A 25529-nucleotide genomic window follows, 5' to 3' on the forward strand; every position below is an offset into this window, starting at 1 on the left:
ACCGACAACGCGTGGTGGTTCGCACTCACCGCCGCCGACTCGCCCAGCTCCTCTCGTATGCGCAATGCGCGCTGACAGGCGCTGATCGCGTCGGCAGCTTGTCGATCAGGTAGAACTCCCATGCCATCAGCTCGAGAAGCTCGGCCTCGTCATCGGCCGTCGACGCTCCGCCGTGATCCAGCGCGATCGTGAAGAACTCGGCGGCCTGGGTGTGCGCGCCGGTTCGCGCCGCCACGGCACCCGCGTCGTAGGCGGCCCGCCTGATGCGCTCGACATCGCCCGCGCCGAGCGCGTGATGCGTCAGCACGGCGGGATCGACGCCCGACGTCGCCTCGTAGGCGTCCAGCAGTCGCCGGTGCAGGCCGGCCTCGGCGCCAGGCGGGATGACGCTGCTGACGGCCATTCGGCACAGGTCGTGGCGGAACGCCACGCCGCGTGCACTTCTGCGGGTAAGGCCAGCGTCCGACAGTGTCCGCAAGGCGGGCAGCGTGACCCCCAGATCGGTCAACAGCCGGTCCGGTACCGCGCCGGGCGAACACGTCAGCAGGTTCAGCGCATCCCACGCGGCGGGGTCGAGATCCGATGTACGGGCCAGCACCGCGTCCCGAACCGTCGTCGGCAGATCCGTATCCGGGCCATGGTGGTGTTCGAGCATCTCGCACACGAAGAACGCGTTGCCACCGGTGACCCGGTGTAGCCATTCGGGGTCGACGGCGCCCTCGCCGACCAACCGCCCGACCGCGTCGAGGCTGAGCGGGGGTAGCGGCAGCGAGCACGCGCGCGTGGATCGCGCTGCGTCGCCGAGCAGCACGCGAAGCGGGTGGCCGACACCGACCTCGTCGTCGCGGACGATGCCGACGGCGAGCGACCGCGTCTGCGCGACGCGTCTTTCAGCACGAACCGAAGGAGGTCGATGGTGCCCTGATCGGCCCACTGCAGATCGTCGATCACGAGCACCGACGGCGCCATGCGCAGATCGTCGTAGACGGCGTCGAAAATGTCGTAGGGCGCTTCACTTTCGGCCAAAACCGCCTGCGTCGCGGGTGCGAGGCGGTTCGCGATGTCGTGTATCGGGCCGAGCGGTCGAGGGGTTGGCAACGGGTCGCACGCGCCCCACAGCACGCGCTCGTCTTTCACCCAACGGTCGACGAACGCCTCGACGAACGAGGTCTTGCCTGCGCCGGACTTCCCCGACACGAGGACCAGTCCGCCCCGCCCTGCCCGCGCGTCGTCGGCCCTGGCGATGATCTCGCCGAGCTGGTGATCCCGATCAGCGAGCATCACGAAGCCCGATGTTAGTGCGATCGGCCCTGCGAACAGCAGAAATACCGACTCGACACAAGATGGGGGAACTTCTCCCCATGTGCACGGCGATCCGGTGCAGCAACGTTGGTCCTGCCCGACAGACCGTCGCGGCTGACAACACACAGGAGCAAGAAGCCATGAAGCGCTATGTCATCGAACGGGAGATTCCCGGGGCCAGTGAGCTCAGCCAGGACGAGCTGGCCGCGATCGCCGGCAAGTCCAACGGCGTCGTCGAATCGCTCGGCGTGCCGTATCGCTGGATCACCAGCTACGTCGCCGGCGACAAGATCTACTGCGTGCACGAGGCCGACGACGAGGACGCCATCCGCGAGCACGCTCGCCGCGGCGGATTTCCGGCCAACAGCATCTCGGTCATCGCCACCGAGTTCGGCCCCCACACCTCGGTGGCCGCGCACGCGGGCAGCGGAGAGGGCGCAGCCCACTGACAGCCGCGACGTCGCGGTGCACGCTAGCGCGTCAGCACCGCGATGCTCTCGATGTGGTGTGTCAGCGGGAACGAGTCGAACACCCGCATGGTCTCCACCTGGTAGCCGCGGGCCAGGTAGAGACCCACATCGCGGGCGAATGAGGCTGCCTCACAACCGATATGAATAATTCGTGGCACTGCGGCAGCCGCCAGCAGATCGATCACATCACGGCCCGCACCCGACCGAGGCGGGTCGAGGACCGCAACGTCGGCGCGCCGGGACTGAGCCGAGATCGCCCGTCGCACAGAGTCGGTCACCACCGACACATTGCTCAGATCGGCCAGCGCAGCCCGCGCCGAACGGGATGCGCCGCGCGATGTGTCCACGGTCAACACCCGCCCGCTGTCACCTACGGCCTCGCCGAGCACCGCCGCGAAGATTCCGGCGCCGCCGTACAGATCCCACGCCACCATTCCGTCGGCCAGCTGCGCCCACTGGCCCACCAGCTCGCTGTACACCCGCGCCGCATCACGGTGGGCCTGCCAGAACGCCGTCACCGGCACCCGCCACACCCGTTCACCGACCCGTTGCGTCGCCTCGTAACCGCCCTCGACGACCCGCGTGGCCGTGCGCCTGCCGATCCGCGGGCCTGACTGCACGACGTGGCGCGCGCCGTCGTCGTCGAGTGCGACGTGCAGGTGCGCCCCGGTCGGCCAGCCGCCCTCACTGAGGCCGGCCAGCGCCCCGTCGGGCAACTGTCCGCAGCGCAGGTCGGTGACCAATGCCGCGCTGTGATAGCGGTGGAACCCCGCATGGCCGTCGTCGGAGGTATCCAGCCGGACCCTGGTACGCCAACCGGTCGGTGCACCGGCGCCGACCGGTTCGGCGGACGCGTCGGCTTCGTCGCACCAGTGATATCCGCCCAGCTTCGCCAGCTGGTTGGCCACTACGGCACCCTTCAGCCTGCGGGCCGCCTCCGGCGAAGCGAACGCCAGATCGCAGCAGCCTGCGCCGTCCACGCCGGCGATAGGGCACAACGACTCGATCCGGTCGGGCGAGGCTTCGAGCACCTCGACAACGTCTGCGTGCCAATAGGATCCATGGTCGGCCACCACCCGGACGCGGACCTGTTCGCCAGGCAGTGCATAGCGGACGAACACCACGCGGCCGTCATGCCGCGCGACGCAACTTCCGCCGTTCGCCGGCGCCCCCGTGGCCAGCGTGAGTTCGTCGATCAATCCAGGAAGCCTCGACGGGCATCCCCGGGCGCCGCATGGGGTTGCAGCCTCTTCAGCCGCTCCGACGAATTCAGCTGCCAGGGAACGGATGTCACCATCACGTTCGGCATGAACAGCAGCCGGCCTTTCAGTCGCAGAGCGCTCTGGTTGTGCAGGACCTGCTCCCACCAGTGGCCGACGACGTATTCGGGGATGAAGACGGTGACGACGGTGCGCGGTGACTCCTTGCTGATCCGCCTGACGTATTCCAGCACCGGGCGGGTGATCTCCCGGTAGGGCGAGGCAATCACCTTGAGCGGTACCGAGATATCGCTGTCCTCCCAATGGTGCACCAGCGCGCGGGTCTCCCCGTCGTCGACACTGACGGTGATGGCCTCGAGTTCATCTGGCCGGGTTGCCCGTGCGTAGGCCAGCGCACGCATGGTCGGCAGGTGCAGCTTGGACACCAGCACGATGGCGTGATTGCGGCTCGGCAGCACGATCCCGCCCTCCTCGGCGGCCTGCTGCTCCTCCAACTCGCGGGCGACGGTGTCGTAGTGCTTGCGGATCGCTTTCATCAGCATGAACAGCCCGCCCATCGCGAGGATCGCGATCCACGCGCCCGCAACGAATTTGGTGACCACCACAATGACGAGCACGGTGCCCGTGCAGATCAACCCGATCGTGTTGATCACCCGCGAGCGTTTCATCTTCGCGCGAACCACGGGGTCGTTCTCCACCGCCAATAACCGCGTCCAGTGCCGAACCATGCCGATCTGGCTCAGCGTGAACGAGACGAACACGCCGACGATGTAGAGCTGGATCAACGCTGTGACTTGAGCCTGGAACGCGACGATGAACGCGATCGCCGCCAGGGCGAGGAACAGGATGCCGTTCGAGAACGCCAGCCGGTCGCCGCGGGTGTGCAACTGCCGGGGCAGATAGCGGTCCTGGGCCAGGATCGAGGCCAGCACGGGGAAGCCGTTGAAGGCCGTGTTGGCGGCCAGCACCAGAATCAGCGCGGTGACGCCCGCGATCAGGTACAGCCCCAGGGGGAAATCGTGGAAGACCGCGTCGGCGAGCTGGGCGATCAGCGTCTTCTGGTGGTAGTCGGGCGGGGCGCCGATCAGCTGCTCGTGCGGCCGCTCGGCGATTTTCACGCCGGTTTCCTTGGCCAGCAGGATGATGCCCAGGAACAGGGACACCGCGATGCCGCCCAGCAGAAGCAACGTCGTTGCGGCGTTGCGGGACTTGGGTTTCTGGAAGGCGGGCACGCCGTTGCTGATCGCCTCCACGCCCGTCAGCGCGGCGCAGCCGGACGAGAACGCACGGGCAACGAGGAACACCATGGCGAACCCGAGGATGTCGCCGTGCTCGGCGTGCAACTCGAAGCCCGCCGACTCGGCGCGCAGCGGCGTCCCGAGCACATTGATCTGAAACAGACCCCAGCCGAGCATGAGGTACATACCGATCATGAAGGCGTAGGTCGGGATGGCGAACGCGGTGCCCGACTCGCGCAGGCCTCGCAGGTTCGCCGAAGCCAGTACCACGATAGCGATGACGGCGATCCACACCTTGTGCTGGTTGATGAACGGCACCGCGGACCCGATGTTGGACATCGCCGACGCCATCGACACCGCGACGGTGAGCACGTAGTCCACCAGCAGCGCGCTGGCCACCGTGAGGCCTGCCGTCGGGCCGAGGTTGGTAGTCACCACCTCGTAGTCGCCGCCGCCGGAAGGATAGGCGTGCACGTTCTGCCGGTAGCTCGCGATGACGATGAGCATCACCGCCCCGACGGCGATACCGATCCACGGCGCCATCGAGAACGCGGCGAGGCCCGCCACCGACAGCACAAGGAAGATCTCCTCGGGCGCGTAGGCCACTGACGACAGCGCGTCGGAAGCGAAGACGGGCAGGGCGATCCGCTTGGGCAACAACGTGTGGGAGAGCCTGTCACTGCGGAACGGCCTGCCGAGGACCAACCGGCGCGCGGCGGTCGAAAGCTTGGACACGAGAGCCAAGAGTAAGCCCAGTCGGGTTTGGCGGTAGCGTTCCGAGTGCGCAGATTTGAAGACGGCAATCTCAAGCTGCAGCCGAAAGGACCGCAAAGGTGCGAGTAGTGGTGATGGGGTGCGGCCGTGTGGGCGCATCGCTGGCCGACGGCCTGGCCCGGATCGGGCATGACGTCGCGGTGATCGACCGTGACAGCACGGCGTTCAACCGGCTTTCCCCCGAGTTCCCCGGCGAACGCGTGCTGGGGATGGGATTCGACCGCGACGTGCTGCTGCGGGCGGGTATCGAGGACGCGTCCGCGTTCGCCGCCGTGTCCTCCGGCGACAACTCAAACATCATCTCGGCGCGGGTGGCTCGCGAGACGTTCGGCGTGGAGCGGGTCGTCGCCCGCATCTACGACGCGAAACGCGCCAAGGTCTACGAACGGCTCGGCATCCCGACGGTGGCCACCGTGCCCTGGACCACCGACCGGCTGCTCAACGTGCTGACAAGGGAGACCGAGACCACCAAGTGGCGCGACCCGTCGGGCAACGTCGGCGTGGCCGAACTTGCGCTGCACGAAGGCTGGGTGGGTCGCCGGGTGACCGACCTCGAGGCCGCCACCGGTGGCCGGGTGGCGTTCATCATCCGGTTCGGCACCGGACTTCTACCCGACCAGAAGACGGTGATCCAGGCCAGCGACCAGGTGTACGTCGCCGCCATCGCAGGCCACATCGCCGAGGCGCTGGCCATCGCCGCGCTGCCGCCAAGCGAAGACAGCGAGGGCGCGTAGTGAAGGTTGCGATCGCTGGTGCGGGTGCCGTCGGCCGCTCCATCGCACGGGAGCTCATCGAGAACGGGCACGACGTCACACTGCTCGAACGCAATCCCGGCCACATCGACGTCGACGCCATCCCCGCGGCGCACTGGCGCCTCGGCGACGCGTGTGAGCTCACACTTCTGGAGTCCATCCATTTGGAGGAGTTCGAGGTCGTGATCGCCGCGACGGGCGACGACAAGGTCAACGTGGTGGTCAGCTTGCTCGCCAAGACGGAGTTCGCGGTGCCGCGGGTGGTCGCCCGGGCCAACGATCCCCGCAACGAGTGGCTCTTCGACGAGGCATGGGGCGTTGACGTCGCCGTGTCGACCCCTCGGATGCTGGCCTCATTGGTGGAAGAGGCCGTTGCGGTCGGCGACCTGGTGCACCTGATGGCGTTTCGCACCGGCCAGGCCAACCTGATAGAGATCACCCTCCCGGTCGACACACCGTGGGGCGGAAAGCCGCTGCGCAAGCTGCAGCTGCCCCGCGACGCGGCCCTGGTGACCATCCTTCGCGGGTCGCGGGTCATCGTGCCGGAGGGCGACGAGCCACTGGAGGGCGGCGACGAGCTGCTCTTCGTGGCCGTCACCGAGGTCGAGGACGAGCTGCGCGAGCTGCTGCTGCATCCGCAGATCCGCTAGCGCACACCGCCGTCAGTAGGCAGGCGGCGGCGTCACCCGGTCGTGGCATACCGCTGCAGCCTCCGCAGACACCCGGCTGTAGTCGCCTTCCCTGTTGCGGATGCCGACCAACGAGATCACCCCGGCCACCACGAGGAGGGCCGCCGCGGTGTCCAGGCCGAGGCGAAACCCGCCGAAATCCATTCGCCCGCCGATGATCACACCTGTGAGGGCGACCGCGACCAGTCCGGCGATGCGGGAGATCGCGTTGTTGATCGCGGAGCCGATCCCGCTCTGCGCCGGATCCACCGCCGCCAGAATCGCCGCCGTCAACGGCGACACCGTCATCGACAGCCCGAGCCCGAACACCACCAGGCCGGGCAGCAGCTGAGTCCAGAGTTCGACGGGCTCGGACACGCGCGTCATCAGCAGATAACCGGCGGCCGCAACCAGCGGGCCGAGAGCCATGTAGAGCCGCGGCCCATGCCTGCCCGCCAGGCTGCCGAACCAGCGCGCGAAAAAGAATGAGAACACCGGTATCGGCAGTGTGGCGAGGCCGGCCGCGGTGGCCGACAGGCCCGCGGTCTCCTGGAGGAACAACGCCACCAGCAGCATGCCCAGCGTCACCGCCGCATAGAGGAACACCGTGGCGAGGTTCCCGACCGCGAAGTTGCGCGCGGAGAAGATCTGCGGCGGCATCATCGGACTCGACGCTCTGCGTTCCCACCACGGGAACGCGACCAGACAGGCGACCCCGACGATCAGGCTGATGAGCACCGCCGGATGGGACAAGCCCATGCGCTGCTGCTCGATGAGCGCGTACACAGCGCCCGTCAGGCCGACCGCGGTGAGTACCGCGCCGACGACATCGACCTTCGCCCGTCGGTCGGACCGGAACTCCTCGTCGGCGAGCTTGGTGGTCAAGTACAGCGTGACGATCAACGGCACCACGTTGACTCCGAAGATCCAGCGCCAGTTCAGCGCGTCGACGAGGACCCCGCCGAGCAGCGGGCCGATGACGAAAGCCGTTCCGGTCCAAGCGGTCCAGGTGCCGATCGCTGCGGCCTGCCTGGGACCCGAGAACCGGGCGTTGATCATCGCCAACGAGCTCGGCACCAGGAAGGCGGCGCCCACGCCCTGCAGGCAGCGGGCGGCCACCAGCACCCAGCCGCTCGGTGCGGCTGCACACAGCAACGACGACGCCGCGAAGATGACCAGGCCCATCCTCAACACGACCAACCGCCCGAAGGCATCGGATATCGCACCCGCCACGAGGATGAGCGCGCCGAGGGTGAGCAGATAGCCGTCGATCACCCACTGCTGCAAGGCCAGCCCGCCGCCGAATTCGCGGCTTATCGCGGGAAGCGCGAGGTTGACCACCGAGCCGTCGAGGAACGCCACGAACGATGCCAGGATGGCGACCGCGATGAGCGGTCGATCGGTTCGCTCGCCCGTGCCGGCCAACTAGGTTTCCCGCACCGCGTCCCCGGCGTCGGAACCGACGTCTTCGGGCTCCGCGGGGGCGTGCGCGTGTAGCGCCCGCTGAGCCGACCGGATCGCCAGGTATGTGGCCAACGCGGCCACCGCGGTCAGCGGCCAACCCATCGCGATCCGCGCCGTGGCCAGCCAGCCCGTCTCGTCGGCGTCGTAGAGCTGGCGCTGAACGACGAACCGCGACGCGAAGACCAACACCCACGTGATGGTGGCGATGTCGAAGACCAGCACCGCCTTGCGCACGCCGCGCCAGGCGCGGTCGTGGCCGTTGACCCAGCTCCAGATGTAACCCACTATGGGCCTGCGGATCAGCACCGAGGCCAGGAAAACCACCGCCCAGAAGAGCGACATCCAGATGCCGTACAGGAAGTAGCCCTTGGACTCGCCCACGATGTAGGCGATCAGCGCGCAGATCCCGACGCCCATGAACCCCGATATCGCCGGCTGCACCGATTCCTTGCGGACCAGCCGCCAGATCAAGATGAGCGCGGCGACGGCCAGCGCCGCGACGATCGCGGGCACCAGCCCGAAGAGCGAGGAGACGGGGACGAACACCAGAACGGGCAGCGACGAGTAGATCAGGCCGCTGATGCCGCCCATCTGCCCAAGGATGGCTTGAGCGCCGGATTGCTTTTCGGACACGAGTTAGACGGTACGTGCCCGCCGACTACTTCTGAATTTCGTAGTGCGGGTTGTAGATCGCCTTGGTGCCGTTTTCGAGCTTGCCCATCCGGCCGTGCACCCGCAGAGTGCGGCCGGACTCGATGCCGGGAATGCGCCGCTGTCCGAGCCACACCAGCATCACCGCCTCGGTGCCGTCGAACATCTCGGCCTTGATGCCTCCCGCGCAGCCCTTGGCGTTCGCCTCGACGCTGCGCAAGGTGCCGACCATCGTCACTTCCTGGCCGCGTTGGCAGTCGACCGCCTTCTGGGCGCCGGTGCTGGCGGCTTCTTCGTTCAACTCTTCGACATCGAGTTGCTCCGGGTCCTCCGTCAGCCGGCGCGTGAGCCGGCGCAGATACCCTTCGGCCGTAGCCATGGCGTCTCCTGCCAATCTGTGAATCCACCGTGGATCCCCAACTAACGCCACGGTAGACCTGTTAGTTCCGTATTGCCACGCTGGGGGTTACCCGCCACGCCGGTGATTTATGCCACGCGGCACGATCGGACGATGGCGGTCGATTTACGTGGTGTGACGGCGGTTCTGCTGCCGGGCACCGGATCCGACGACGACTACGTCTACCGGGCGTTCGCGGTAGCCCTGCACGACGCGGGCGCAGTCGTGGTGGCACCCGCGCCGCAACCGGACCGGTTGATCGACGGCTACATCGCCGAGCTCGACAACGCCGCGCGGCTGGGCGCGATCGCGGTCGGCGGGGTGTCGATCGGCGCCGCGGTGGCGGTCAACTGGGCGCTGGCCAACCCGGCTCGCACGCTCGCCGTGCTGGCCGCCCTGCCGCCGTGGACGGGCTCGCCGAAGGCCGCACCGGCCGCGCAGGCCGCCAGGTATTCAGCCGACGTGCTGCGCAGGGACGGGCTGGTGTCGGCGACCTCACAGATGCGGGCGTCGAGCCCGCCGTGGCTTGCCGACGAGCTGACCCGGTCCTGGGCCGGCCAGTGGCCGTCGCTGCCCGACGCCATGGAGGCGGCGTCCCGATACGTCTCGCCGACCGGCGCCGAGCTGGGGCGGTTGACGGTGCCGATGGGCGTCGCGGCGGCCAGCGACGACCCCGTACATCCGCTGGAGGTCGGGTTGGAATGGGTTGCCGCTGCGCCGCGGGCGGCCTTGCGCACCGTCACGCTGGAGGACATGGGAGTCGATCCGTCGGTGCTGGGGGCGGCGTGCCTTGCCGCGCTGCTCGACGCCTGAGGCGGCGCTAGCCCCCGGTGATGGTGCGCAGCTGCTGCATCGCCGACCCGTGCTCGCTGCGGCGGGCCGCGGGCTGCGGCGGCTGCGGTTGTTGCTGCGCGGCCTGTTGGGCGGCGGCCGCCTGCTGCTCTGCGGCGGCCCGCAGCTGCTCGGCCATCGGTTCTGGCAACTGGACCGGAAGTGGGGTCCGCACCGGCAACGGTGTGTCACCGCGACGAACGACGGTGTCGGACAGGGCTTGTCGCGCCTCGTCGCTCAACGCGTCGATGGTCTCCTGCGGCCCGTTCACCACGCAGCGGATCATCCACCGGTAACCGTCGACGCCGATGAACCGGACGACACCAGCGGGCGCCGCGCCGACCACTTCCCTACCCCATGGACCGTCCTCGATCCGTACCTCCGCGGCGTCCTTGCGCAGCGAGTCGGCCAGCTCCGAGGCGACCTCCCGCCACAGCGGTGAACTCTTCGGAGCCGCGTACGCCGCGACGGTGAACCGGCCGTTGGCTGTCACGACCCACACCGCGCTCGGCACGCCTCCCTCGGTCAGCTCGACCTGGACCTGGCCGGCCTCGGGCATCGGGACCAGAACGGAGCCCAGATCCAGCCGAGCCTGCGCCGCGGCCGCCGGGTCGTCGAAGTCGTCGATGTCGAACGGACCGTCCAACTCATCGTCATCTGTCGCCGAATCCGTTCCGGCGACTTCGTCGTCGAAAGCGTCGTCTTCGGGTCTGGCGTGTCTTCCAAAAGCCATTACAAACTCGCATGTCCGCCGGAGGAACCGTGGCCGCCGTCGCCACGGGAAGTGTCGGCCAAACCGGCCTCATCGAACGAGGTCACCTCGACCAGTTCGGGTAATTCCACCCGCTGCACCAGCAGCTGGGCGATTCGATCGCCACGATGCACGACGATGGGTGCGGCGGGGTCAAGGTTTATCAGGGCCACCTTGATTTCGCCGCGGTAACCCGCGTCGACCGTGCCAGGGCTGTTGACGATCGAAAGTCCCACGCGCGCAGCCAAACCCGACCGCGGATGTATCAGCCCCACCATTCCGTAAGGAATGGCCACCGCGATACCCGTCGGCACGAGAGCACGGTGGCCGGGCGCCAGGTCGACGTCGACCGCGCTGAACAGATCGATGCCCGCATCGCCGTCGTGAGCCCGGCTGGGCATCGGCAGGTCGCGGTCGAGGCGGACGACTGCCAAAGGGGTGGACACGGGGCATGAGATTACCCTTGGCGGCGTGTCCGACACGCGCGCAGCACCACAAGTCGTGCGCTATTCCGAACGGCTGTGGGTGCCGTGGTGGTGGTGGCCGCCCGGCCTGGCGCTCGCCGGTCTCATCGCGCTGGAAGTCAATCAGGGCGTGCGCGCCCTACCCAACTGGGTGCCGTTCGCAGTGCTGCTCCCGGTCGCGGCCGCGGTGCTGATATGGCTGAGCAAGACCGAGGTGCGGGTGATCAGCGGTGGCGCAGACCGCCCCGCGGAGGAGACCGAGCTGTGGGTCGGCGCCGCGCACCTGCCTGTCAGCGTCATCTCCCGGTCAGCCGAGGTGCCCCGGTCGGCCAAGTCGGCCGCCCTCGGGCGACAGCTCGACCCGGCGGCGTATGTCATGCACAGGGCGTGGGTCGGCCCGATGATGCTGGTGGTGCTCGACGATCCCGACGACCCGACGCCCTATTGGCTGGTGAGCAGCCGTCACCCGGATCGGGTGCTGTCCGCGCTGCGCGGCTGAGCTCAGGCCGCGCAGTCTGAGCAGATCATCATGCCGTTCTTCTCGCTGGCCAGCCGGCTGCGGTGATGCACGAGGAAGCAACTCGAGCAGGTGAACTCGTCTGCCTGTTTGGGGACCACGCGTACAGACAGCTCTTCGCCGGATAGATCGGCGCCGGGCAGTTCGAAGTTCTCGGCGGAATCTGATTCGTCGACGTCCACTACGGCAGACTGGGCTTCATTACGCCGAGCCTTGAGTTCCTCTAGCGAATCCTCGGAGACATCATCGGTCTCGGTGCGCCGTGGGGCGTCGTAGTCGGTAGCCATCTCGTGTCCCCTCCGTGAACCATGCGACAGAGCTTTGTACCAGCGTCGAACGCATCCACCAAACGATTCGTGCCCAGATTCATCGAACATCAACTGTGATTTACATCACAGTGCGCTGTTGTCCCGGTCCAGCAGGTGGCTGAGCAGGTTCTAGAGTGCACGTGTGGTCACACAAATCACAGAGGGCACGGCCTTCGATAAACACGGACGGCCTTTCCGCAGGCGCAACTTCATGCCCGGGATCCTGATGTTCGCCGTCCTGGCCGTGGTGACGCTGACCATCTGGGTGTTCGCGCTCAATCGCGCGCCCGAGGTGACCGAGGCGGCGGCGTGCAACCCGCCCGTCGACAACGCCTCGAGCGACCCGACCCAGTCCAAGCTGGGTGAGCAGATGACGCGCGCCTCCATGACCGAGGTCGGCCCCGCCAACCTGGCCGACACCAAGATCCGGGTGCTCAACGCGAGCGGCCAGGGTGGGCAGGCCGCCGAGGTGGCCGGCCAACTGCGCGACCTCGGATTCGCCGATCCGACGGCCGAAAACGACCCGCTCTACGGCAGCAACCGGTTGTCGTGCCAGGGCCAGATTCGTTTCGGGCCCGCTGGGCGCGCGGCCGCGGCGGCGGTGTGGCTCGTCGCCCCGTGCGTCGAGCTGTATCAGGACCAGCGTCCGGACAACACGGTGGACCTCGCGATCGGCACCGACTTCACCGAGCTGGTGCGCAGCGACGACGTCGAAGCCGTGCTGTCCAGCCTGCGGCCGGACGCCACCGCCCCGGCCGATCCGACATTGATCTCCAAGATCCACAGCGGGGCGTGCTGATCGAATTCGGTTGCGGTAGATATCATTTCGCGATCCACCGATCTTCTGATCCTCGCAGCGCGTCGGAGAGCGCCTGGCCGACGGCCGGCGCGGCCGCGACGATCAGTCCGCCGCCTGCCGCCGCCGCGCTCGCCGACGGAACCCGCACGAGGGCACCGGCCTCGGCGGCGATCAGGGCGCCTGCCGCCCAGTCCCACACGTTGAGATTCTCCTCGTAGTACGCGTCGAGCTGACCAGCGGCGACCATGCAGAGATCCAGCGCCGCCGAACCGAACCGTCGTACGTCGCGGATCTGCGGCATCAAGGTCGCCAGGACCAGCGCCTGCCGTTGGCGCAGCTCTGGGTCGTAGCTGAACCCGGTGCCCACTAACGACATCGAAAGGTCGGTGACCTGGCTGCACCGCAGCGGCGACGTGCTCGCCCCTCGACGCACGTGTGCGCCCTGGCCCCGCGCCGCGGAGTACAGCGCGCCGTCCACGACGTCGGCGACCGCACCTGCCACCGACTGCCCGTCGACCTGGACGGCGACCGATACCCCGTAGGCGGGCAGTCCGTAGACGAAGTTCACCGTGCCGTCGATGGGGTCGACGACCCAGGTCGGACGACCGGCGGAATCGTCGGACCTGCCGCCACCCTCCTCGCCGAGGACTCGCTCGCCGGGGCGCAGTTCTGCCAGCAGGTCACGCAGCAGCCGTTCGGTTTCGGTGTCCACGACGGTGACCGGATCGGTCGGGGTGCTCTTGGCGCGCACCGCCGGACCGGTCGATTCGGGCTGCGGTGCAGCGCTGAAGACCTCTTCGCGGCGGCGGCGCACGAAGTCTGCCGCCTCGGCCGCCAACCGCTCGGCGACCGCCCGTAATTCCGCGGGATCGAGTGCGAGTCCTTCCACCGGCTTATCGCAGCACAACTTGTCTTCCACCGGTTGTCCGGCACCCCTACCAAAGCAATGCGGAACAACTAATGTGTGAGCACATGACCGCCTCCGATACGCCCGCAGCCGATCCCATCACCAACGGAGGCTCGCAACGCAAAGGATTCGGCGTCGACGTCGGCGGCAGCGGCGTCAAAGGCGGCGTCGTCGACCTGGACACCGGCCTGCTGATCGGAGAGCGCTTCAAGCTCGCCACCCCGCAGCCCGCCACCCCGGATGCCGTCAGCAAGACCGTCGCCGCCGTGGTGCGTGAATTCGGCTGGACCGAAAGGGTCGGTGTGACCTACCCGGGTGTGGTGGTCGACGGCATCGTGCGCACCGCCGCCAATGTCGACAAGGGCTGGATCGGGTGCAATGCCAGCGAGTTCTTCGGTAACGAACTCGACGGCCAGCAGGTGACGGTGCTCAACGACGCCGACGCCGCCGGACTTGCCGAGGAGAAGTTCGGCGCCGGCCGGGACAACACAGGCGTCATCGTCCTGCTGACGTTCGGCACCGGCATCGGGTCGGCCGTGATCCACAACGGGGTGCTGCTGCCCAACACCGAGTTCGGCCACCTCGAGGTCGGCGGAAAGGAAGCCGAGCACCGGGCGGCGTCTTCGGTCAAGGAGAACAAGGACTGGAGCTACGAGCGCTGGACCAAGGAAGTCACCAAGGTCCTCACCGCGATCGAGAATGCGATCTGGCCCGACCTGTTCATCGCAGGCGGCGGCATCAGCCGCAAGGCCGACAAGTGGATTCCACTGCTGACCAACCGCACCCCCGTCGTCGCCGCCACCCTGCTGAACACGGCCGGCATCGTCGGAGCGGCGATGGCGTCGGAGGTGGACGTCACCGCTACTGCCAAGTAGCCACGCCCGGTGGTGTCAAATTTGCCGCTCCGCGCGGCGTAACCCCACACTGTCGTTACAATGGTCAACGGCGGCCGCGACGAGAAAGCGGCGAGAATCCCAGCAGACAATCAACGCCACACTCGACATAACAGACGCTTTCCGATGGTGCATGTCCCCAGACCATCGAAATCCTCATGACCGAAAGGGTGACGTGGCAGCGACAAAGGCAAGCCCGGCAGCCACAAAGCCGGTGAAGCGCACCGCTACCAAGACTCCCGCGAAGAAGGCCACGGCAGCCAAGACCACGAACGGGTCCGCGCCGGCCAAACCCGCCAAGCGAGCCACCAAGGCAGCCCCGCGCACGACGAAGACGGACACGCCCGTCGCCAAGACGCGCGCGGCCAAGCCCGCCAAGGCCGCGGCGACCAAGGCGCCCGCCGCGAAAGCCAAAACCGACGCCGCCCCGCGCAGCCGCGCCAAGAAGGCGACCGCTCCAGACCCGACGACCACCAAGGCCGACGGCATCGAGGACGAGGAACTCGAGACCACCGACGAACTCGACGGTGAGCCCGATGTACTCGTCGAGGAGGAAGTCGAGCTCGAGGACCTCGAGGACGAGGACGCAGGCGATGACGCCGCCGATACCGACGAGGCAGGCACCAAGGCCGCTGCAGGCAATGCCAAGGCACCCGCCGCCGCCGAGGAAGCGCCGGTCGCCGAGGACGACGAGATCTCCGAGCCCAGCGAGAAGGACAAGGCGTCGGGAGACTTCGTCTGGGACGAGGAGGAGTCCGAGGCGCTGCGGCAGGCCCGAAAGGACGCCGAACTCACCGCATCGGCCGACTCGGTACGCGCCTATCTCAAGCAGATCGGCAAGGTCGCGCTGCTCAACGCCGAAGAAGAGGTCGAGCTGGCGAAGCGGATCGAGGCGGGCCTGTATGCGACCCAGCTGATGAGCGAGATCGCCGACAAGGGTGAGAAGCTGCCCGCCGCTCAGCGCCGCGATATGGCGTGGATCTGCCGCGACGGCGATCGCGCGAAAAACCATCTGCTGGAGGCGAACCTGCGACTGGTCGTGTCGCTGGCCAAGCGCTACACCGGCCGCGGCATGGCCTTCCTCGATCTCATTCAGGAGGGCAACCTCGGCCTGATCCGTGCGGTCGAGAAGTTCGACTACACAAAGGGTTACAAGTTCTCCACGTATGCCACCTGGTGGATCCGGCAGGCGATCACGCGCGCGATGGCCGACCAGGCCCGCACCATCCGCATCCCGGTGCACATGGTCGAGGTGATCAACAAGCTCGGCCGCATCCAGCGCGAGCTCTTGCAGGATCTGGGTCGCGAGCCCACCCCGGAAGAGCTGGCCAAGGAAATGGACATCACGCCCGAAAAGGTGCTGGAGATCCAGCAGTACGCGCGTGAGCCGATCTCGCTCGACCAGACGATCGGCGACGAAGGCGATTCGCAGCTTGGCGATTTCATCGAGGACAGCGAAGCCGTTGTCGCCGTCGACGCGGTGTCGTTCACACTGCTGCAGGACCAGCTGCAGTCGGTGCTGGAGACTCTGTCCGAACGCGAGGCAGGCGTGGTCAGGTTGCGGTTCGGCCTGACCGACGGCCAGCCGCGCACGCTCGACGAGATCGGTCAGGTCTACGGGGTCACCCGCGAGCGCATCCGCCAGATCGAGTCAAAGACAATGTCGAAATTGCGCCATCCCAGCCGTTCTCAGGTGCTGCGCGACTACCTCGACTGAGCGGCGCTTCGGTTAACCGATGCCGTCGTTGCCGGTTGAGCAATGTGACATGAGGATGTAGCTCCCGGGAACGGCGCGCAGCGCGCGGAAGTCTGCCTGCAGACGATTGGATGCGCCGCCGACGCGATATTCGGCAGGGTTTCCGATCTGGACGGCGAGGGCGGCACAACTGTCGACGGCATCGTGGAGAAGACGGCAGTCGGTGCCGCCGCCACGGTTCTGGCATTGCGCCATCGCGGAGTTGTACAGGTTTGCGGGCGTGTCGGCACCGTTCGCCCAACCGTAGGCGCCGGTCGCGGGTGAGTAGACGATCGCGAGGTATGTGTATTCCTGGGCATGGGCTGGAACGGCGGTGCCGAGCGCGCCGGCGATAGCCGCTCCGGCGGTGACGAGCATCGTGGCAACGGCGGCCTTGGTCGCGCGCCGCTGGCCGCCGTTGGGGGCTGCGATGGTGCTCATGTGGTCTCCTGGGACTTCGACGATGTCATGGTGGTGAAAGCAATCGTCGCGAACGAGCGCCGTTTTTCTAACCGCTCGGGAGTCAGATTTTCGCCTGAAAGGCAAGAGTTTCCTATCCGACGGGTAAGGCCTCTGTCCGACGGGTAAGGCACTCCGCCACTGAGAATCGCCGTCGCACCCGCGGGCAGGGCGGCCATATCGCCTAGACCGCTTTCCTGCGATGCATCAGACCCGCTGTCGCACAGCCCGTACCGCGCCTGAGTGCGTGACTACCTCTACTAGCCCATCTGCAGCTGGCTCTGCTCGACGAAGCCGAAGCCCTGCGGGATGGAGGCCTCATTGACTCGGCACCAGCCGTCCTTGCACGGGCCTTCCAAGCCGACCTGTGTGCCGCCCGGCAGGGTAGCGATCTTGGCACCTTGGACGCCGTTCACGGGGTCGGGAACATCGTTGTGCGCGATGTTGAAGATGTCCGCACCCCCACCGCCGACCGTGGCCGACGTTGCCGCGGCCGCGACCGGATTCAACCCGTCGGGTTTCGGTAGCGATTCCTCAACCGGCGGACCGGGGATGCAGGCGAACACAGTGGGCGAGTCCCACAGCTGCCTGTCCAGATTCCCTGTCACGAAGGATCCCTGCGGCGTGCCGTCGGGTCCGATGGCGCCGTCCAGAATCAATGGCTCGTATTTGGACCCCCTGGTCACCTGGAGGCGGATGATGTTCCCACCCTTCTCCATATCACCGGTGATCCGTCCCGTTAAGCTGGTGCCGTTCTGGTAGAAGGTCTCCGCAGCGGTGTTGACGTGCGTATCACCCTTGACCACCCGGAACCGTGTCTCTGAATCGGTCTCCGGGTAGTGGAGGACCACTTCTCCCCCGGGAAACTGGTACCCACCCTGTTTGTAGCAGTCGTAATCGGCCTGAGCCGACGCCGGCGTGATCAGAAATCCGATCGCGGCCAACGTCGCGGCACCGCTCACGAGTTTGTTGCTGTTCGACATGAACATGTGGCGACACTAGCCACACGGGCGGGCCGAAGATATCGGGTGATTCCCTAGCGTCAGGCACCCTTGACGGCTTGCGGGTCCACGACCTTGAACGTGATCCGCTTCACCAGCGTGTCGCCTTGAGGCAGGCAACTGGAGCCCTGATCGGAGGTGAACCCGTCGCAATGCGGCGCGGACAACTTCCATGACACGTCGACCGTGTGGGTGCCGACCGGCAAGGGGTCCAGCGCACCGAGGGTCACGGTGTTGGCGGCGGGCAGGCCCGGGGCCGTCGGGAGTTGGCCGACCCATAGGTTGTTGTCGCCGGGGAACGAGCGGTTCGACTGGTATGCCGACCCCGCGTCGACCAGGTACTCGATGCTCGCCAGCTTGGCGCGAAAATCATCGAGCGGGGTGCCGAAGTCTGTCGCGAACCCCGACGGCTTCTGTTCGAATCGACTGTCCATGACCCACGGGACCGACACGGCCCACCTCTGACCGGCCGGCACCTCGGTGCAGTTGGAGGTGATGACGGCCACCGAGTATCCATACTGCTGCTTCAGGGTCATACCGCTGGCCGAGACACACGGTTCGGTTCCCGACCACTTGGCGACTGCGGACGGACTGAGAATCACCGTGGTCGTGGAGAGCACTACCGCAAAGAGCAGGGCAGGCCACAAGCGGACTTTCGCGCGAACGGACATCGTCGTCCTCCCCATTTGCCGACAATGTTGCTAGCCAACTACCAGCGAACCGCGGCGTCAACAATTGACGGCGCCGTTGATTATTGTTGCTCTCTTTTAGTGTTTCCTGGCGCGGACTTTGTATGTTGCAGGCCATGACTCACGGGTCTCGTCTCCGGACAGCGGGATGCCCTTGCTCCCGATCCGGACGTCGAATGCCTCCTTGCCCGCTCCGACTTCCCGGTTGGCGTGCTCTTGCGCGGCATACATCAACTGGTCGATCTCGGCTTCGGCGAAGGTGACGAACGACGTCTTGCGGACTTCGTCGTCTCCCGGCGTCATCTTCTCGGGCAGCACCCGCGACGCCAGCGCGGCCAGCCCGAGCAGCGTGAACGGTATGACCCAGTAGCAGAGGAACGACAGCGGCGTCTTGGTGTCGAGAATCGTGGCGTTGCCGTACACGATCGGCGGGATGGCCGACGACACCGTCATGCCGGCGAACGCGCCGATCCAGATCCACGTCAGCAACTTCGTGATCCGGTTGAACACTTCGCCCTTGATCACCTCATCGGGCTGGTCGACCTCGGCGAACTCGCGGACGAACGGTCTGCCGACCAGCACGCTGCTGAGCGCGACCAGGAAAATGCCGGCGTTGCTCAGCGGCTGTAGCCACTGCTCCATGAACGATTGGCTCAGCGTGAACGTCAGGATCGCCAACACGACAAAGGTTCCGATGGCACCGATTTCGAGCGTGCGGCCCGGCGTGCCCTTCATCCGGCCGACCACAAAAGACGCAACGGCGACCGCAAGAGCCACCAGCACCGCGGCCTCGAACGGGACGTTGCCGACCAGCACCCAATAGACGATCCACGGCGCGAAGCCCACCAGAATGCTCACGGAGGGTCAGTGTATGTAGTCGACCCGGGGCGCGACAGTCCGCGCCCAATTTGTAACGTTGCCTACGGCACGGCCAGAGGCGGGAACGAACCGTCGAGCTGAGGAAGATACGGCGTGACTCTCGTCACAGCTTCGATGGGCAGCGGGCCGTACAGATGCGGGAACAACATCGACTCCGGGTCCGTCGGCACGCCGGGCTCCCAGCGGACCGGCGCGGTCAGCCGGTCCGGATCGACGTGGAGCAGCATCAGGTCCGCTCGTCCCGCATAAAGCCGGTTGGCCGGAAGATGTACCTGCTCAGGCGCCGAAAGGTGGATGAAACCGACCGCTTCCAACGTGTCCGGATGGTGTTCGCCGCGACCCTGAGCAAGCTGCCAATCGGTCTTGGCACAGATGTGCACGAGCATCTCTTCACCCTGCCTTCTCCGCAACTTCGCCGAGGGTGAAAAACGACACACCTGCGCACGGCTTGGGAACAACGCTGAAACCCCAAGCGTCTGAGAGAGTGGACTTGCGTGAAACCGGGTATTAACCGGTTCCACCACGAGCAGAGACGGAGGAGCCATGAACGCAACTCTGACCAGTCCCGAACTCACTCGGGCTGATCGCTGCGACCGCTGCGGCGCCGCTGCTCGCGTACGGGCGACGTTGCCGTCGGGCGCCGAGCTGTTGTTCTGCCAGCACCATGCCAATGAGCATGAGGCCAAGCTCGTCGAGCTGGCCGCCGTGCTCGAGGTCAACCCTGCCGAACCCGTCGACGCCTAATCCACCAGCCTGCCGATCTGGGCAGGACGGCACTTCTTCAGTAATGCTGGACTGGTCATGACAGACCAGTCCCCCGTTTCCCGCCATCACGTGTGGCAGATAGCCAAGCGGACGCTGTCGAAGAGCTGGGACGACTCGATCTTCTCGGAGGCCGCGCAGGCGGCGTTCTGGTGCGCGCTCTCACTGCCGCCGCTGCTGCTGGGGATGCTGGGAAGCCTGGCGTACATCGCGCCGCTGTTCGGCCCCGAGACCCTGCCGGTGATCGAGGAGCAGTTGATCAACACGGCAAGTCACTTCTTCTCTCAGAACGTGGTGACCGAGATCATCGAGCCGACCGTCCGCGACATCGTCAGGGGCGCTCGGGGCGAGGTGGTGTCGATCGGCTTCGTCATCTCGTTGTGGGCCGGCTCGTCGGCAGTCTCCGCCTTCGTCGACTCCATCACCGAGGCTCACGATCAGACGCCGCTGAGACATCCTGTGCGGCAACGCTTCTTCGCACTCGGGCTGTACGTGGTGATGCTGGTGATGGCGATCGCGACCGCGCCGCTTGTCGCCCTGGGACCGCTGAAGATCGGTCAGCGCATTCCCGAAAGCTGGGACAACGTTCTGCGCTTCGGCTACTACCCGGCCCTGATCCTCGCTCTCGTGGTGTCGGTGACGTTCCTCTACCGGGTCTCGCTGCCCAAACCGCTGCCGTCACACCGATTGGTCATGGGCGCGGTGCTGGCCACCGCGGTTTTCCTGATCACCACGGTCGGCTTGCGGATCTACCTGACCTACATCACCAGCACGGGATACACCTATGGCGCGCTCGCGACGCCGATCGCGTTCCTGCTCTTCGCCTTCTTTCTCGGCTTCGCGATCATGATCGGGGCCGAACTGAACGCGGCCATCCAGGAGGAGTGGCCTGCGCCTGTCACCCACGCGAAGCGGTTGCGGGGCTGGCTCGGGGAGAAGGCAGCCGAGGGACTCGAGTCGTTCAACGGCAACTCGGAACCGGCCGCCGAACCCTCCCCGGCCGCGGCGGCCAAGGGCGACGCCGCTACTTCTTGAGCTGCTCGTAGATCCGCTTGCAGTCCGGGCACACCGGCGAGCCGGGCTTGGCCGCCTTGGTCACCGGAAAAACCTCGCCGCACAACGCGACAACGTGGCTACCCATGACCGCGCTCTCGGCGATCTTCTCCTTCTTGACGTAATGGAAGAACTTCGGGGTGTCGCTGTCGGTTCCGTCGTCGACGCGTTCGTCGGTGTCGGTGCGCTCGATGGTCTGGGTTTCCATGGGTTCATTGTGCCCGGCAATACATCGGTAAGAAACCGATCCGTTTATCGACCCCTTCTTGTGGAACAGTGGGTGTTATGAAACACGGCCAAGAGCTGGGTTTCGACGACGATGGTCGACCTGTTCTGATCACCCGTGCCGCCCCCGCTTTCGAGGAGCAGCACCGCGCGCGGGTGCGCAAATATCTGACCATCATGGCGTTCCGCATTCCTGCTCTGATCCTTGCGGCAGTGGCCTACGGCATATGGGCGAACGGACTCGTTTCGCTCGCGATCATCGCAGTATCGATCCCCCTGCCGTGGATCGCGGTTCTCGTCGCCAACGACCGGCCGCCGCGCCGCGCCGAGGAACCACGCCGCTATGAGGCGCGCCGCATACCGCTGTTCCCGACCGCCGAGCGGCCCGCAATCGACCAGCGAGCGCGATCGGTGCCGCAACCCGACGGCGACGATTACCGCGGCGACGTTCCATCCTGAGCGGCGTCTAGCCGTATTCTCAGACGATTCTCAGGTCATCGGACCAAAACCGCTGATCAGAACGTGTGAATCGGCCGATTCGTGGGAACTCTTCATACCGACAAAGCGTTGAAGTTCTTGACAGTCCGAGCCGAGCAGGAGGCCCCGATGGCTAATGCCACACTAAGCCGCTTCGACCACGATCTGGACGCTCAGAGTCCAGCCGCTGATCTGGTGCGCGTGTATCTCAACGGCATCGGCAAGACGGCTTTGCTCAACGCCGCCGACGAGGTCGAGCTGGCGAAGCGCATCGAGGCCGGCCTGTACGCGCAGCATCTGCTGGCGACCCGTAAGCGACTGGGCGAGAACCGCAAACGCGATCTCGAGACCCTGGTGCGTGACGGCCAGGCCGCTCGCAGCCATCTGCTCGAAGCCAACCTGCGGCTCGTGGTCTCGTTGGCGAAGCGCTACACCGGACGTGGCATGCCGTTGCTGGACCTCATCCAGGAAGGCAACCTCGGCCTGATCCGCGCCATGGAGAAGTTCGACTACGCCAAGGGTTTCAAGTTCTCCACCTACGCCACGTGGTGGATCCGGCAGGCGATCACCCGCGGCATGGCCGACCAGAGCCGCACGATCCGGCTGCCCGTCCATCTCGTCGAGCAGGTCAACAAGCTGGCTCGGATCAAGCGCGAGATGCACCAGAACCTCGGACGTGAGGCCACCGACGAGGAATTGGCCGAGGAATCCGGTATTCCCGCCGAAAAAATCGCCGACCTGCTCGAGCACAGCCGTGATCCGGTGAGCCTCGACATGCCTGTCGGCAGCGACGAGGAAGCCCCACTCGGCGACTTCATCGAGGACGAAAACGCGATGTCGGCCGAGAACGCCGTGATCTCCGAATTGCTGCACACCGATATTCGGCACGTGCTGGCCACGCTCGACGAGCGCGAGCAGCAGGTGATCCGGCTGCGGTTCGGCCTCGACGACGGCCAGCCCCGCACCCTCGATCAAATCGGCAAGCTCTTCGGGCTGTCCCGTGAGCGAGTGCGACAGATCGAGCGTGAGGTGATGGCCAAACTGCGCAACGGCGAACGTGCCGACCGCTTGCGCTCCTACGCCAGCTAGCCCCGTGTTCACAGATAGGCCCGCCGGTGAAAACCGGCGGGCCTTTCCTGCTACACACCGACGGCGGAGAACGCCTATTCGCGCAGCTAGGCCGGTAGACTCTGCCGTGACGAAGGGTTGCTCATGAACGATCTGGTCGATACCACCGAGATGTACCTGCGGACCATCTACGACCTCGAAGAAGAGGGCGTAGTGCCGCTGCGGGCGCGCATCGCCGAGCGTCTCGAGCAGAGTGGACCTACCGTCAGCCAGACCGTCTCCCGGATGGAGCGCGACGGCCTGCTTCACGTTGCCGGTGACCGGCACCTGGAGCTGACCGACAAGGGCCGCGGGCTGGCTGTCGCCGTGATGCGCAAGCACCGGCTGGCCGAGCGGCTCCTTGTCGACGTGATCGGGCTGCCGTGGGAGGAAGTGCACGCCGAGGCGTGCCGCTGGGAGCACGTGATGAGCGAGGACGTCGAACGGCGCCTCGTGCATGTGCTGGACAACCCGACGGTGTCACCGTTCGGCAATCCCATCCCCGGCCTGTCCGAGCTCGGCGTGGGCGACCGGATCGGTTCCGAGGATCGCAACCTTGTGCGGCTGACCGAGCTGCCCGCAGGCTTCCCGGTTGCCGTCGTGGTGCGCCAGCTGACCGAACACGTCCAGGGCGACGTCAACTTGATCGCCAGGCTCAAGGAAGCCGGTGTGGTTCCCAATGCTCGGGTGACCGTGGAAACCGGCCCGAACGGCGGCGTCATGATCGTCATCCCCGGCCACGAGCAGGTCGAGCTGCCGCACGAGATGGCGCACGCCGTCAAGGTGGAAAAAGTTTAGAACGCCCAAAAGGCATCAGCCACAACGTAATCAGCCCGCCCGCCGCCCAAACTCCGTGGGCTTCGGCAACCTCAGGCCGAGCCGTTTCGCGATCTGGTACCCCGTCGCGGCGAGTTCACGGATCTGTTCAGGCCGCATCCCCGACTGCAGCGCCGTGTCGAGCATGCCTGCCATCCGGTGGGTGGGATCGCAGCGCAACGCCGCCTCCAACGACACCCCGGCCAGCGGCCCGTCACCGCGGGCGTAGGCGGAGAAAGCCAACAACACCAGCGCCTCGACCCGCCACGGCGGGGGCAGTGCCCGGGAGAGTTCCGCCCACAATCCCTCGGCCTGCGCGGCCTTCTTCCCCACCGCCAGCGCGTAGAGCACGTCGCGCACCTGCGGTTCGGTCAAGGCGCGCGCCAGCCGGGCCATCACGGCCTCCGACAGCTCTCGGCCCGTTGCCGCCCGCGCCGCCGCCGTCATGGCTTCCTCGATGGCACTCGCCAGGTCGACCTGCGCGTCGGTGTGGCCAGCGATCACCTCGATCAGGGCGTCGCTCGCGGCCGTATCGGTGGGCGCGATGACCCGCGCAAGCTCTTCGCGGCGGGCGTAGAGCCGTCTGCCGTCCAGTACCGCCGCCATCGCCAGCGGCGACGCCGACGGGTCGTCCACCGTGCCCCAGCTGCCGTCGAGGCGATGCCACCGCCCGTCGCGGCCAACCGTGTCGACGATGTGGAAGTCGAGCAGGTCGATCTGCTGGTCGGCAAGGCGGTCGTCCAAGGCCTCCTGAAGATCGCGGTAATCGTCGTTGCACAACCGGCAGCCGGCGCCCTCGGCGTCGACGACGACCGCTATCGCGGCATCCGGCCTCGCCGCCGCGGCGACCTCGGCCAGATGGCTGACAGAGCCGAGCAGCTCGAGCGAAAGGTCAACCCGCATAACGCAACCCAATGCGCCGCTGTCGATGGTCACCAGGACGAGAGATTTTTCGGGCACGAAGCCCAGAACAGCGGGCAGCGCCGCGATCAGCGCGCCGGGTCGGTTGAGTTGGAAGTCGGATTGCGATGTCGTCATGCCCAGACGATGGGCGCCATCGACGACCTGCAGGCGACAGAACCGTGCTACCGCCGTGGCGCTGTGGATGAACTCCGGACTGGGTATAACCGGCTAGCGCGGGATCTCCTTGCGCACCTTGAGCACCGCATCGGCGAACAGAGGGTCCAGCGCCTCGGTGTCCGGGGCGTCCGACGACCCCTGCTGCTGCCATGACGCCGTCACCCGGACGTCGTCGATGAGTGCTACCAGCGTCAGTGTCCTGGTGTCCGGCTCGGCCGCCGACTCCGCGGTGACGGTCTGGTCGACCGCGTAGCTGTCATCGGCGTCCACCGGCGGTGCCGGCGGCAGGTCGACAGTCACCTCCGACACCTCGCCCGCATCTCCGCCCGCCGTGCTGGTGAACGTCGGGCAGTCAGTGAGCTGGGTGACCCTGGCCCGTATCGAGGGCACCGGCCGGGCGACCGTGACGGTGAGTCGGCTACCGGTTTCGTCGTCGGTTCCCTGGACGGCAGCCCTCTGTTGGGCCAGCACCGGCAGTGGCGCGCATTCAGGCGGCGTCACCTCGAAACCGACCGGCACGCCATCGATTTCGCCGAACACGCGGTCGACGTCCTTCGGTGGTAGTGCGGCCGCCGGATACCGCGTGGGGAACCGGCTCGGTTCGATCAGCAAGTCGGCGACCGGAATCGGCCGGGCAGGCACCACCTGCGGGTCACCGGCGCGCGCGGTGCCTGCCACCACCTTTGCGCATCCACCGACCACCACCGCCACCGTCAGCGCAGCGCAACAGGCGATGGGCAGCCTCGATCCGCGCAGAACCATGCCCGCCATTGCCGTCATCGTCTCACCGGCTGGCACCCGCCGCTTCCAGGCGCGCGGAGCGTATTCACCTCATCGCCG

Annotated in this window: 31 protein-coding genes and 1 pseudogene; 13 read left to right on the forward strand and 19 right to left on the reverse strand. The window is 66.7% G+C overall.

Translation table 11 applies throughout. From position 1 onward, the window contains the following. Nucleotides 1–25: 25 nt before the first annotated feature. Nucleotides 26–934 (reverse strand): hypothetical protein, encoded by a 909-nt coding sequence (locus QOJ24_RS17135; protein ID WP_526263431.1) that lies wholly within the window; start codon nucleotides 932–934, stop codon nucleotides 26–28. Between the two features lie 2 nt (nucleotides 935–936). Then, a pseudogene (locus QOJ24_RS17140) lies at nucleotides 937–1281 on the reverse strand (AAA family ATPase); the annotation flags it as partial. Between the two features lie 161 nt (nucleotides 1282–1442). Between QOJ24_RS17140 and QOJ24_RS17145 the strand changes: the two are divergent. After that, complete coding sequence (locus QOJ24_RS17145; RefSeq protein ID WP_526263295.1) at nucleotides 1443–1751, forward strand: nickel-binding protein; 309 nt, start codon at nucleotides 1443–1445, stop codon at nucleotides 1749–1751. 23 nt (nucleotides 1752–1774) lie between these two features. On the opposite strand, the gene QOJ24_RS17150 is transcribed toward QOJ24_RS17145, so the two are convergent. Both QOJ24_RS17150 and QOJ24_RS17155 read right to left on the reverse strand, forming a co-directional pair. Then, nucleotides 1775–2968, reverse strand: a complete 1194-nt coding sequence (locus QOJ24_RS17150) for a class I SAM-dependent RNA methyltransferase (protein WP_526263415.1) — start codon at nucleotides 2966–2968, stop codon at nucleotides 1775–1777. Next, the gene (locus QOJ24_RS17155; protein ID WP_526263297.1) at nucleotides 2968–4965 is read right to left on the reverse strand and encodes an amino acid permease; all 1998 of its coding nucleotides are present in this window, start codon (nucleotides 4963–4965) and stop codon (nucleotides 2968–2970) included. Before QOJ24_RS17155 ends, QOJ24_RS17150 begins: the two co-directional genes overlap by 1 nt. 98 nt (nucleotides 4966–5063) lie before the next feature. Between QOJ24_RS17155 and QOJ24_RS17160 the strand changes: the two genes are divergently transcribed. Beyond that, entirely contained in the window at nucleotides 5064–5738 is a 675-nt protein-coding gene (locus QOJ24_RS17160) for a potassium channel family protein (protein WP_526263299.1), read from the forward strand. Continuing rightward, nucleotides 5738–6406 carry a potassium channel family protein gene (locus tag QOJ24_RS17165; RefSeq protein ID WP_526263301.1) on the forward strand — a complete coding sequence of 223 codons (669 nt, stop codon included), beginning with the start codon at nucleotides 5738–5740 and terminating at the stop codon, nucleotides 6404–6406. The genes QOJ24_RS17160 and QOJ24_RS17165 overlap by 1 nt, the downstream gene beginning before the upstream one ends. 12 nt (nucleotides 6407–6418) lie before the next feature. Here the strand turns inward: QOJ24_RS17165 and QOJ24_RS17170 are convergent, their stop codons facing one another. The 3 genes from QOJ24_RS17170 to QOJ24_RS17180 all read right to left on the reverse strand — a co-directional run bounded on the left by QOJ24_RS17170 (nucleotide 6419) and on the right by QOJ24_RS17180 (nucleotide 8918). Next, nucleotides 6419–7849, reverse strand: a complete 1431-nt coding sequence (locus tag QOJ24_RS17170) for an MFS transporter (RefSeq protein ID WP_526263303.1) — start codon at nucleotides 7847–7849, stop codon at nucleotides 6419–6421. Further along, entirely contained in the window at nucleotides 7850–8479 is a 630-nt protein-coding gene (locus tag QOJ24_RS17175) for a DUF3159 domain-containing protein (RefSeq protein ID WP_526263417.1), read from the reverse strand. It abuts the gene before it with no gap. A gap of 67 nt (nucleotides 8480–8546) precedes the next feature. Next, a complete protein-coding gene (locus QOJ24_RS17180; RefSeq protein ID WP_123026296.1) occupies nucleotides 8547–8918 on the reverse strand; it encodes an OB-fold nucleic acid binding domain-containing protein in 372 nt (123 codons plus the stop codon). A 132-nt stretch (nucleotides 8919–9050) separates the two neighbouring features. On the opposite strand from QOJ24_RS17180, the gene QOJ24_RS17185 reads away from it, so the two are divergent. Continuing rightward, complete coding sequence (locus QOJ24_RS17185) at nucleotides 9051–9749, forward strand: alpha/beta fold hydrolase (RefSeq protein WP_526263305.1); 699 nt, start codon at nucleotides 9051–9053, stop codon at nucleotides 9747–9749. Nucleotides 9750–9756: 7 nt separating this feature from the next. Here QOJ24_RS17185 and QOJ24_RS17190 read toward each other — a convergent pair whose 3' ends face one another. Beyond that, nucleotides 9757–10500 (reverse strand): DUF3710 domain-containing protein, encoded by a 744-nt coding sequence (locus QOJ24_RS17190; RefSeq protein ID WP_526263307.1) that lies wholly within the window; start codon nucleotides 10498–10500, stop codon nucleotides 9757–9759. Further along, a complete protein-coding gene (dut, locus tag QOJ24_RS17195; protein ID WP_526263309.1) occupies nucleotides 10500–10964 on the reverse strand; it encodes a dUTP diphosphatase in 465 nt (154 codons plus the stop codon). Before dut ends, QOJ24_RS17190 begins: the two co-directional genes overlap by 1 nt. Before the next feature lie 25 nt (nucleotides 10965–10989). Between dut and QOJ24_RS17200 the strand changes: the two genes are divergently transcribed. Then, the gene (locus QOJ24_RS17200) at nucleotides 10990–11481 is read left to right on the forward strand and encodes a DUF3093 family protein (protein WP_526263311.1); all 492 of its coding nucleotides are present in this window, start codon (nucleotides 10990–10992) and stop codon (nucleotides 11479–11481) included. A gap of 2 nt (nucleotides 11482–11483) precedes the next feature. Here the strand turns inward: QOJ24_RS17200 and QOJ24_RS17205 are convergent, their stop codons facing one another. After that, nucleotides 11484–11786, reverse strand: coding sequence for a DUF4193 family protein (locus QOJ24_RS17205; RefSeq protein ID WP_526263313.1), 303 nt, complete (start codon nucleotides 11784–11786; stop codon nucleotides 11484–11486). 163 nt (nucleotides 11787–11949) lie between these two features. Here QOJ24_RS17205 and cei point away from each other — a divergent pair, with 163 nt between their 5' ends. Further along, nucleotides 11950–12606: an envelope integrity protein Cei gene (gene cei, locus QOJ24_RS17210; RefSeq protein WP_526263315.1), complete on the forward strand. Its 657-nt coding sequence runs from the start codon at nucleotides 11950–11952 to the stop codon at nucleotides 12604–12606. Nucleotides 12607–12628: 22 nt separating this feature from the next. Here cei and QOJ24_RS17215 read toward each other — a convergent pair whose 3' ends face one another. Beyond that, nucleotides 12629–13495, reverse strand: coding sequence for an inositol monophosphatase family protein (locus tag QOJ24_RS17215; protein ID WP_526263317.1), 867 nt, complete (start codon nucleotides 13493–13495; stop codon nucleotides 12629–12631). An 83-nt stretch (nucleotides 13496–13578) separates the two neighbouring features. On the opposite strand from QOJ24_RS17215, the gene ppgK reads away from it, so the two are divergent. After that, nucleotides 13579–14388 carry a polyphosphate--glucose phosphotransferase gene (gene ppgK / locus QOJ24_RS17220; protein ID WP_526263319.1) on the forward strand — a complete coding sequence of 270 codons (810 nt, stop codon included), beginning with the start codon at nucleotides 13579–13581 and terminating at the stop codon, nucleotides 14386–14388. A 193-nt stretch (nucleotides 14389–14581) separates the two neighbouring features. Next, nucleotides 14582–16123, forward strand: coding sequence for an RNA polymerase sigma factor (locus QOJ24_RS17225; protein WP_526263321.1), 1542 nt, complete (start codon nucleotides 14582–14584; stop codon nucleotides 16121–16123). Between the two features lie 12 nt (nucleotides 16124–16135). On the opposite strand, the gene QOJ24_RS17230 is transcribed toward QOJ24_RS17225, so the two are convergent. The 5 genes from QOJ24_RS17230 to QOJ24_RS17250 all read right to left on the reverse strand — a co-directional run bounded on the left by QOJ24_RS17230 (nucleotide 16136) and on the right by QOJ24_RS17250 (nucleotide 19555). Next, nucleotides 16136–16582: a DUF4189 domain-containing protein gene (locus tag QOJ24_RS17230; RefSeq protein ID WP_526263323.1), complete on the reverse strand. Its 447-nt coding sequence runs from the start codon at nucleotides 16580–16582 to the stop codon at nucleotides 16136–16138. Nucleotides 16583–16860: 278 nt separating this feature from the next. Beyond that, a complete protein-coding gene (locus tag QOJ24_RS17235) occupies nucleotides 16861–17589 on the reverse strand; it encodes a hypothetical protein (protein WP_526263325.1) in 729 nt (242 codons plus the stop codon). A gap of 53 nt (nucleotides 17590–17642) precedes the next feature. Then, nucleotides 17643–18272, reverse strand: coding sequence for a hypothetical protein (locus QOJ24_RS17240; RefSeq protein ID WP_526263327.1), 630 nt, complete (start codon nucleotides 18270–18272; stop codon nucleotides 17643–17645). Between the two features lie 96 nt (nucleotides 18273–18368). Beyond that, nucleotides 18369–19148, reverse strand: coding sequence for a hypothetical protein (locus tag QOJ24_RS17245; protein WP_526263329.1), 780 nt, complete (start codon nucleotides 19146–19148; stop codon nucleotides 18369–18371). A gap of 62 nt (nucleotides 19149–19210) precedes the next feature. Continuing rightward, a complete protein-coding gene (locus tag QOJ24_RS17250; protein ID WP_526263419.1) occupies nucleotides 19211–19555 on the reverse strand; it encodes a DUF952 domain-containing protein in 345 nt (114 codons plus the stop codon). A gap of 157 nt (nucleotides 19556–19712) precedes the next feature. Here QOJ24_RS17250 and QOJ24_RS17255 point away from each other — a divergent pair, with 157 nt between their 5' ends. Together QOJ24_RS17255 and QOJ24_RS17260 are read left to right on the forward strand one after the other, a co-directional pair. Beyond that, the gene (locus tag QOJ24_RS17255) at nucleotides 19713–19913 is read left to right on the forward strand and encodes a DUF7455 domain-containing protein (RefSeq protein ID WP_526263331.1); all 201 of its coding nucleotides are present in this window, start codon (nucleotides 19713–19715) and stop codon (nucleotides 19911–19913) included. Nucleotides 19914–19970: 57 nt separating this feature from the next. Further along, nucleotides 19971–20966: a YhjD/YihY/BrkB family envelope integrity protein gene (locus QOJ24_RS17260; protein WP_526263333.1), complete on the forward strand. Its 996-nt coding sequence runs from the start codon at nucleotides 19971–19973 to the stop codon at nucleotides 20964–20966. On the opposite strand, the gene QOJ24_RS17265 is transcribed toward QOJ24_RS17260, so the two are convergent. Beyond that, nucleotides 20956–21192: a DUF3039 domain-containing protein gene (locus QOJ24_RS17265; RefSeq protein ID WP_526263335.1), complete on the reverse strand. Its 237-nt coding sequence runs from the start codon at nucleotides 21190–21192 to the stop codon at nucleotides 20956–20958. The two genes, QOJ24_RS17260 and QOJ24_RS17265, sit on opposite strands and share 11 nt — an antisense overlap. 77 nt (nucleotides 21193–21269) lie before the next feature. Here QOJ24_RS17265 and QOJ24_RS17270 point away from each other — a divergent pair, with 77 nt between their 5' ends. The 3 genes from QOJ24_RS17270 to QOJ24_RS17280 all read left to right on the forward strand — a co-directional run bounded on the left by QOJ24_RS17270 (nucleotide 21270) and on the right by QOJ24_RS17280 (nucleotide 23591). Then, on the forward strand, nucleotides 21270–21668 hold the full coding sequence (locus QOJ24_RS17270) for a DUF3099 domain-containing protein (RefSeq protein WP_526263337.1): 399 nt from the start codon (nucleotides 21270–21272) through the stop codon (nucleotides 21666–21668). A gap of 117 nt (nucleotides 21669–21785) precedes the next feature. Next, entirely contained in the window at nucleotides 21786–22775 is a 990-nt protein-coding gene (locus tag QOJ24_RS17275; RefSeq protein WP_526263421.1) for a sigma-70 family RNA polymerase sigma factor, read from the forward strand. A gap of 123 nt (nucleotides 22776–22898) precedes the next feature. Continuing rightward, nucleotides 22899–23591, forward strand: a complete 693-nt coding sequence (locus QOJ24_RS17280) for an iron-dependent transcriptional repressor DtxR (protein WP_526263338.1) — start codon at nucleotides 22899–22901, stop codon at nucleotides 23589–23591. Nucleotides 23592–23621: 30 nt separating this feature from the next. On the opposite strand, the gene QOJ24_RS17285 is transcribed toward QOJ24_RS17280, so the two are convergent. Next, a complete protein-coding gene (locus tag QOJ24_RS17285; protein ID WP_526263340.1) occupies nucleotides 23622–24647 on the reverse strand; it encodes a DUF4192 family protein in 1026 nt (341 codons plus the stop codon). A gap of 93 nt (nucleotides 24648–24740) precedes the next feature. Continuing rightward, nucleotides 24741–25487 (reverse strand): DUF5642 family protein, encoded by a 747-nt coding sequence (locus QOJ24_RS17290; protein ID WP_526263342.1) that lies wholly within the window; start codon nucleotides 25485–25487, stop codon nucleotides 24741–24743. Between the last annotated feature and the right edge of the window lie 42 nt (nucleotides 25488–25529).

Origin of the sequence: Mycobacterium sp. (genome assembly GCF_032159775.1) — a bacterium.
GTDB lineage: Bacteria > Actinomycetota > Actinomycetes > Mycobacteriales > Mycobacteriaceae > Mycobacterium.

Excerpts from the sequence above, each read along its gene's own strand:
- QOJ24_RS17190 (WP_526263307.1), bottom strand. The coding sequence starts at position 10,500 with ATGGCTTTTGGAAGACACGCCAGACCCGAAGACGACGCTTTCGACGAC.
- QOJ24_RS17250 (WP_526263419.1), bottom strand. The coding sequence starts at position 19,555 with ATGCTCGTGCACATCTGTGCCAAGACCGATTGGCAGCTTGCTCAGGGT.
- QOJ24_RS17185 (WP_526263305.1), top strand. The coding sequence starts at position 9,051 with ATGGCGGTCGATTTACGTGGTGTGACGGCGGTTCTGCTGCCGGGCACC.
- QOJ24_RS17230 (WP_526263323.1), bottom strand. The coding sequence starts at position 16,582 with ATGAGCACCATCGCAGCCCCCAACGGCGGCCAGCGGCGCGCGACCAAG.
- QOJ24_RS17145 (WP_526263295.1), top strand. The coding sequence starts at position 1,443 with ATGAAGCGCTATGTCATCGAACGGGAGATTCCCGGGGCCAGTGAGCTC.
- QOJ24_RS17240 (WP_526263327.1), bottom strand. The coding sequence starts at position 18,272 with ATGTCCGTTCGCGCGAAAGTCCGCTTGTGGCCTGCCCTGCTCTTTGCG.
- QOJ24_RS17175 (WP_526263417.1), bottom strand. The coding sequence starts at position 8,479 with ATGGGCGGCATCAGCGGCCTGATCTACTCGTCGCTGCCCGTTCTGGTG.
- ppgK (WP_526263319.1), top strand. The coding sequence starts at position 13,579 with ATGACCGCCTCCGATACGCCCGCAGCCGATCCCATCACCAACGGAGGC.
- QOJ24_RS17260 (WP_526263333.1), top strand. The coding sequence starts at position 19,971 with ATGACAGACCAGTCCCCCGTTTCCCGCCATCACGTGTGGCAGATAGCC.
- QOJ24_RS17205 (WP_526263313.1), bottom strand. The coding sequence starts at position 11,786 with ATGGCTACCGACTACGACGCCCCACGGCGCACCGAGACCGATGATGTC.
- QOJ24_RS17255 (WP_526263331.1), top strand. The coding sequence starts at position 19,713 with ATGAACGCAACTCTGACCAGTCCCGAACTCACTCGGGCTGATCGCTGC.
- QOJ24_RS17265 (WP_526263335.1), bottom strand. The coding sequence starts at position 21,192 with ATGGAAACCCAGACCATCGAGCGCACCGACACCGACGAACGCGTCGAC.
- QOJ24_RS17285 (WP_526263340.1), bottom strand. The coding sequence starts at position 24,647 with ATGACGACATCGCAATCCGACTTCCAACTCAACCGACCCGGCGCGCTG.
- QOJ24_RS17270 (WP_526263337.1), top strand. The coding sequence starts at position 21,270 with ATGAAACACGGCCAAGAGCTGGGTTTCGACGACGATGGTCGACCTGTT.
- QOJ24_RS17180 (WP_123026296.1), bottom strand. The coding sequence starts at position 8,918 with ATGGCTACGGCCGAAGGGTATCTGCGCCGGCTCACGCGCCGGCTGACG.
- QOJ24_RS17235 (WP_526263325.1), bottom strand. The coding sequence starts at position 17,589 with ATGTTCATGTCGAACAGCAACAAACTCGTGAGCGGTGCCGCGACGTTG.
- QOJ24_RS17280 (WP_526263338.1), top strand. The coding sequence starts at position 22,899 with ATGAACGATCTGGTCGATACCACCGAGATGTACCTGCGGACCATCTAC.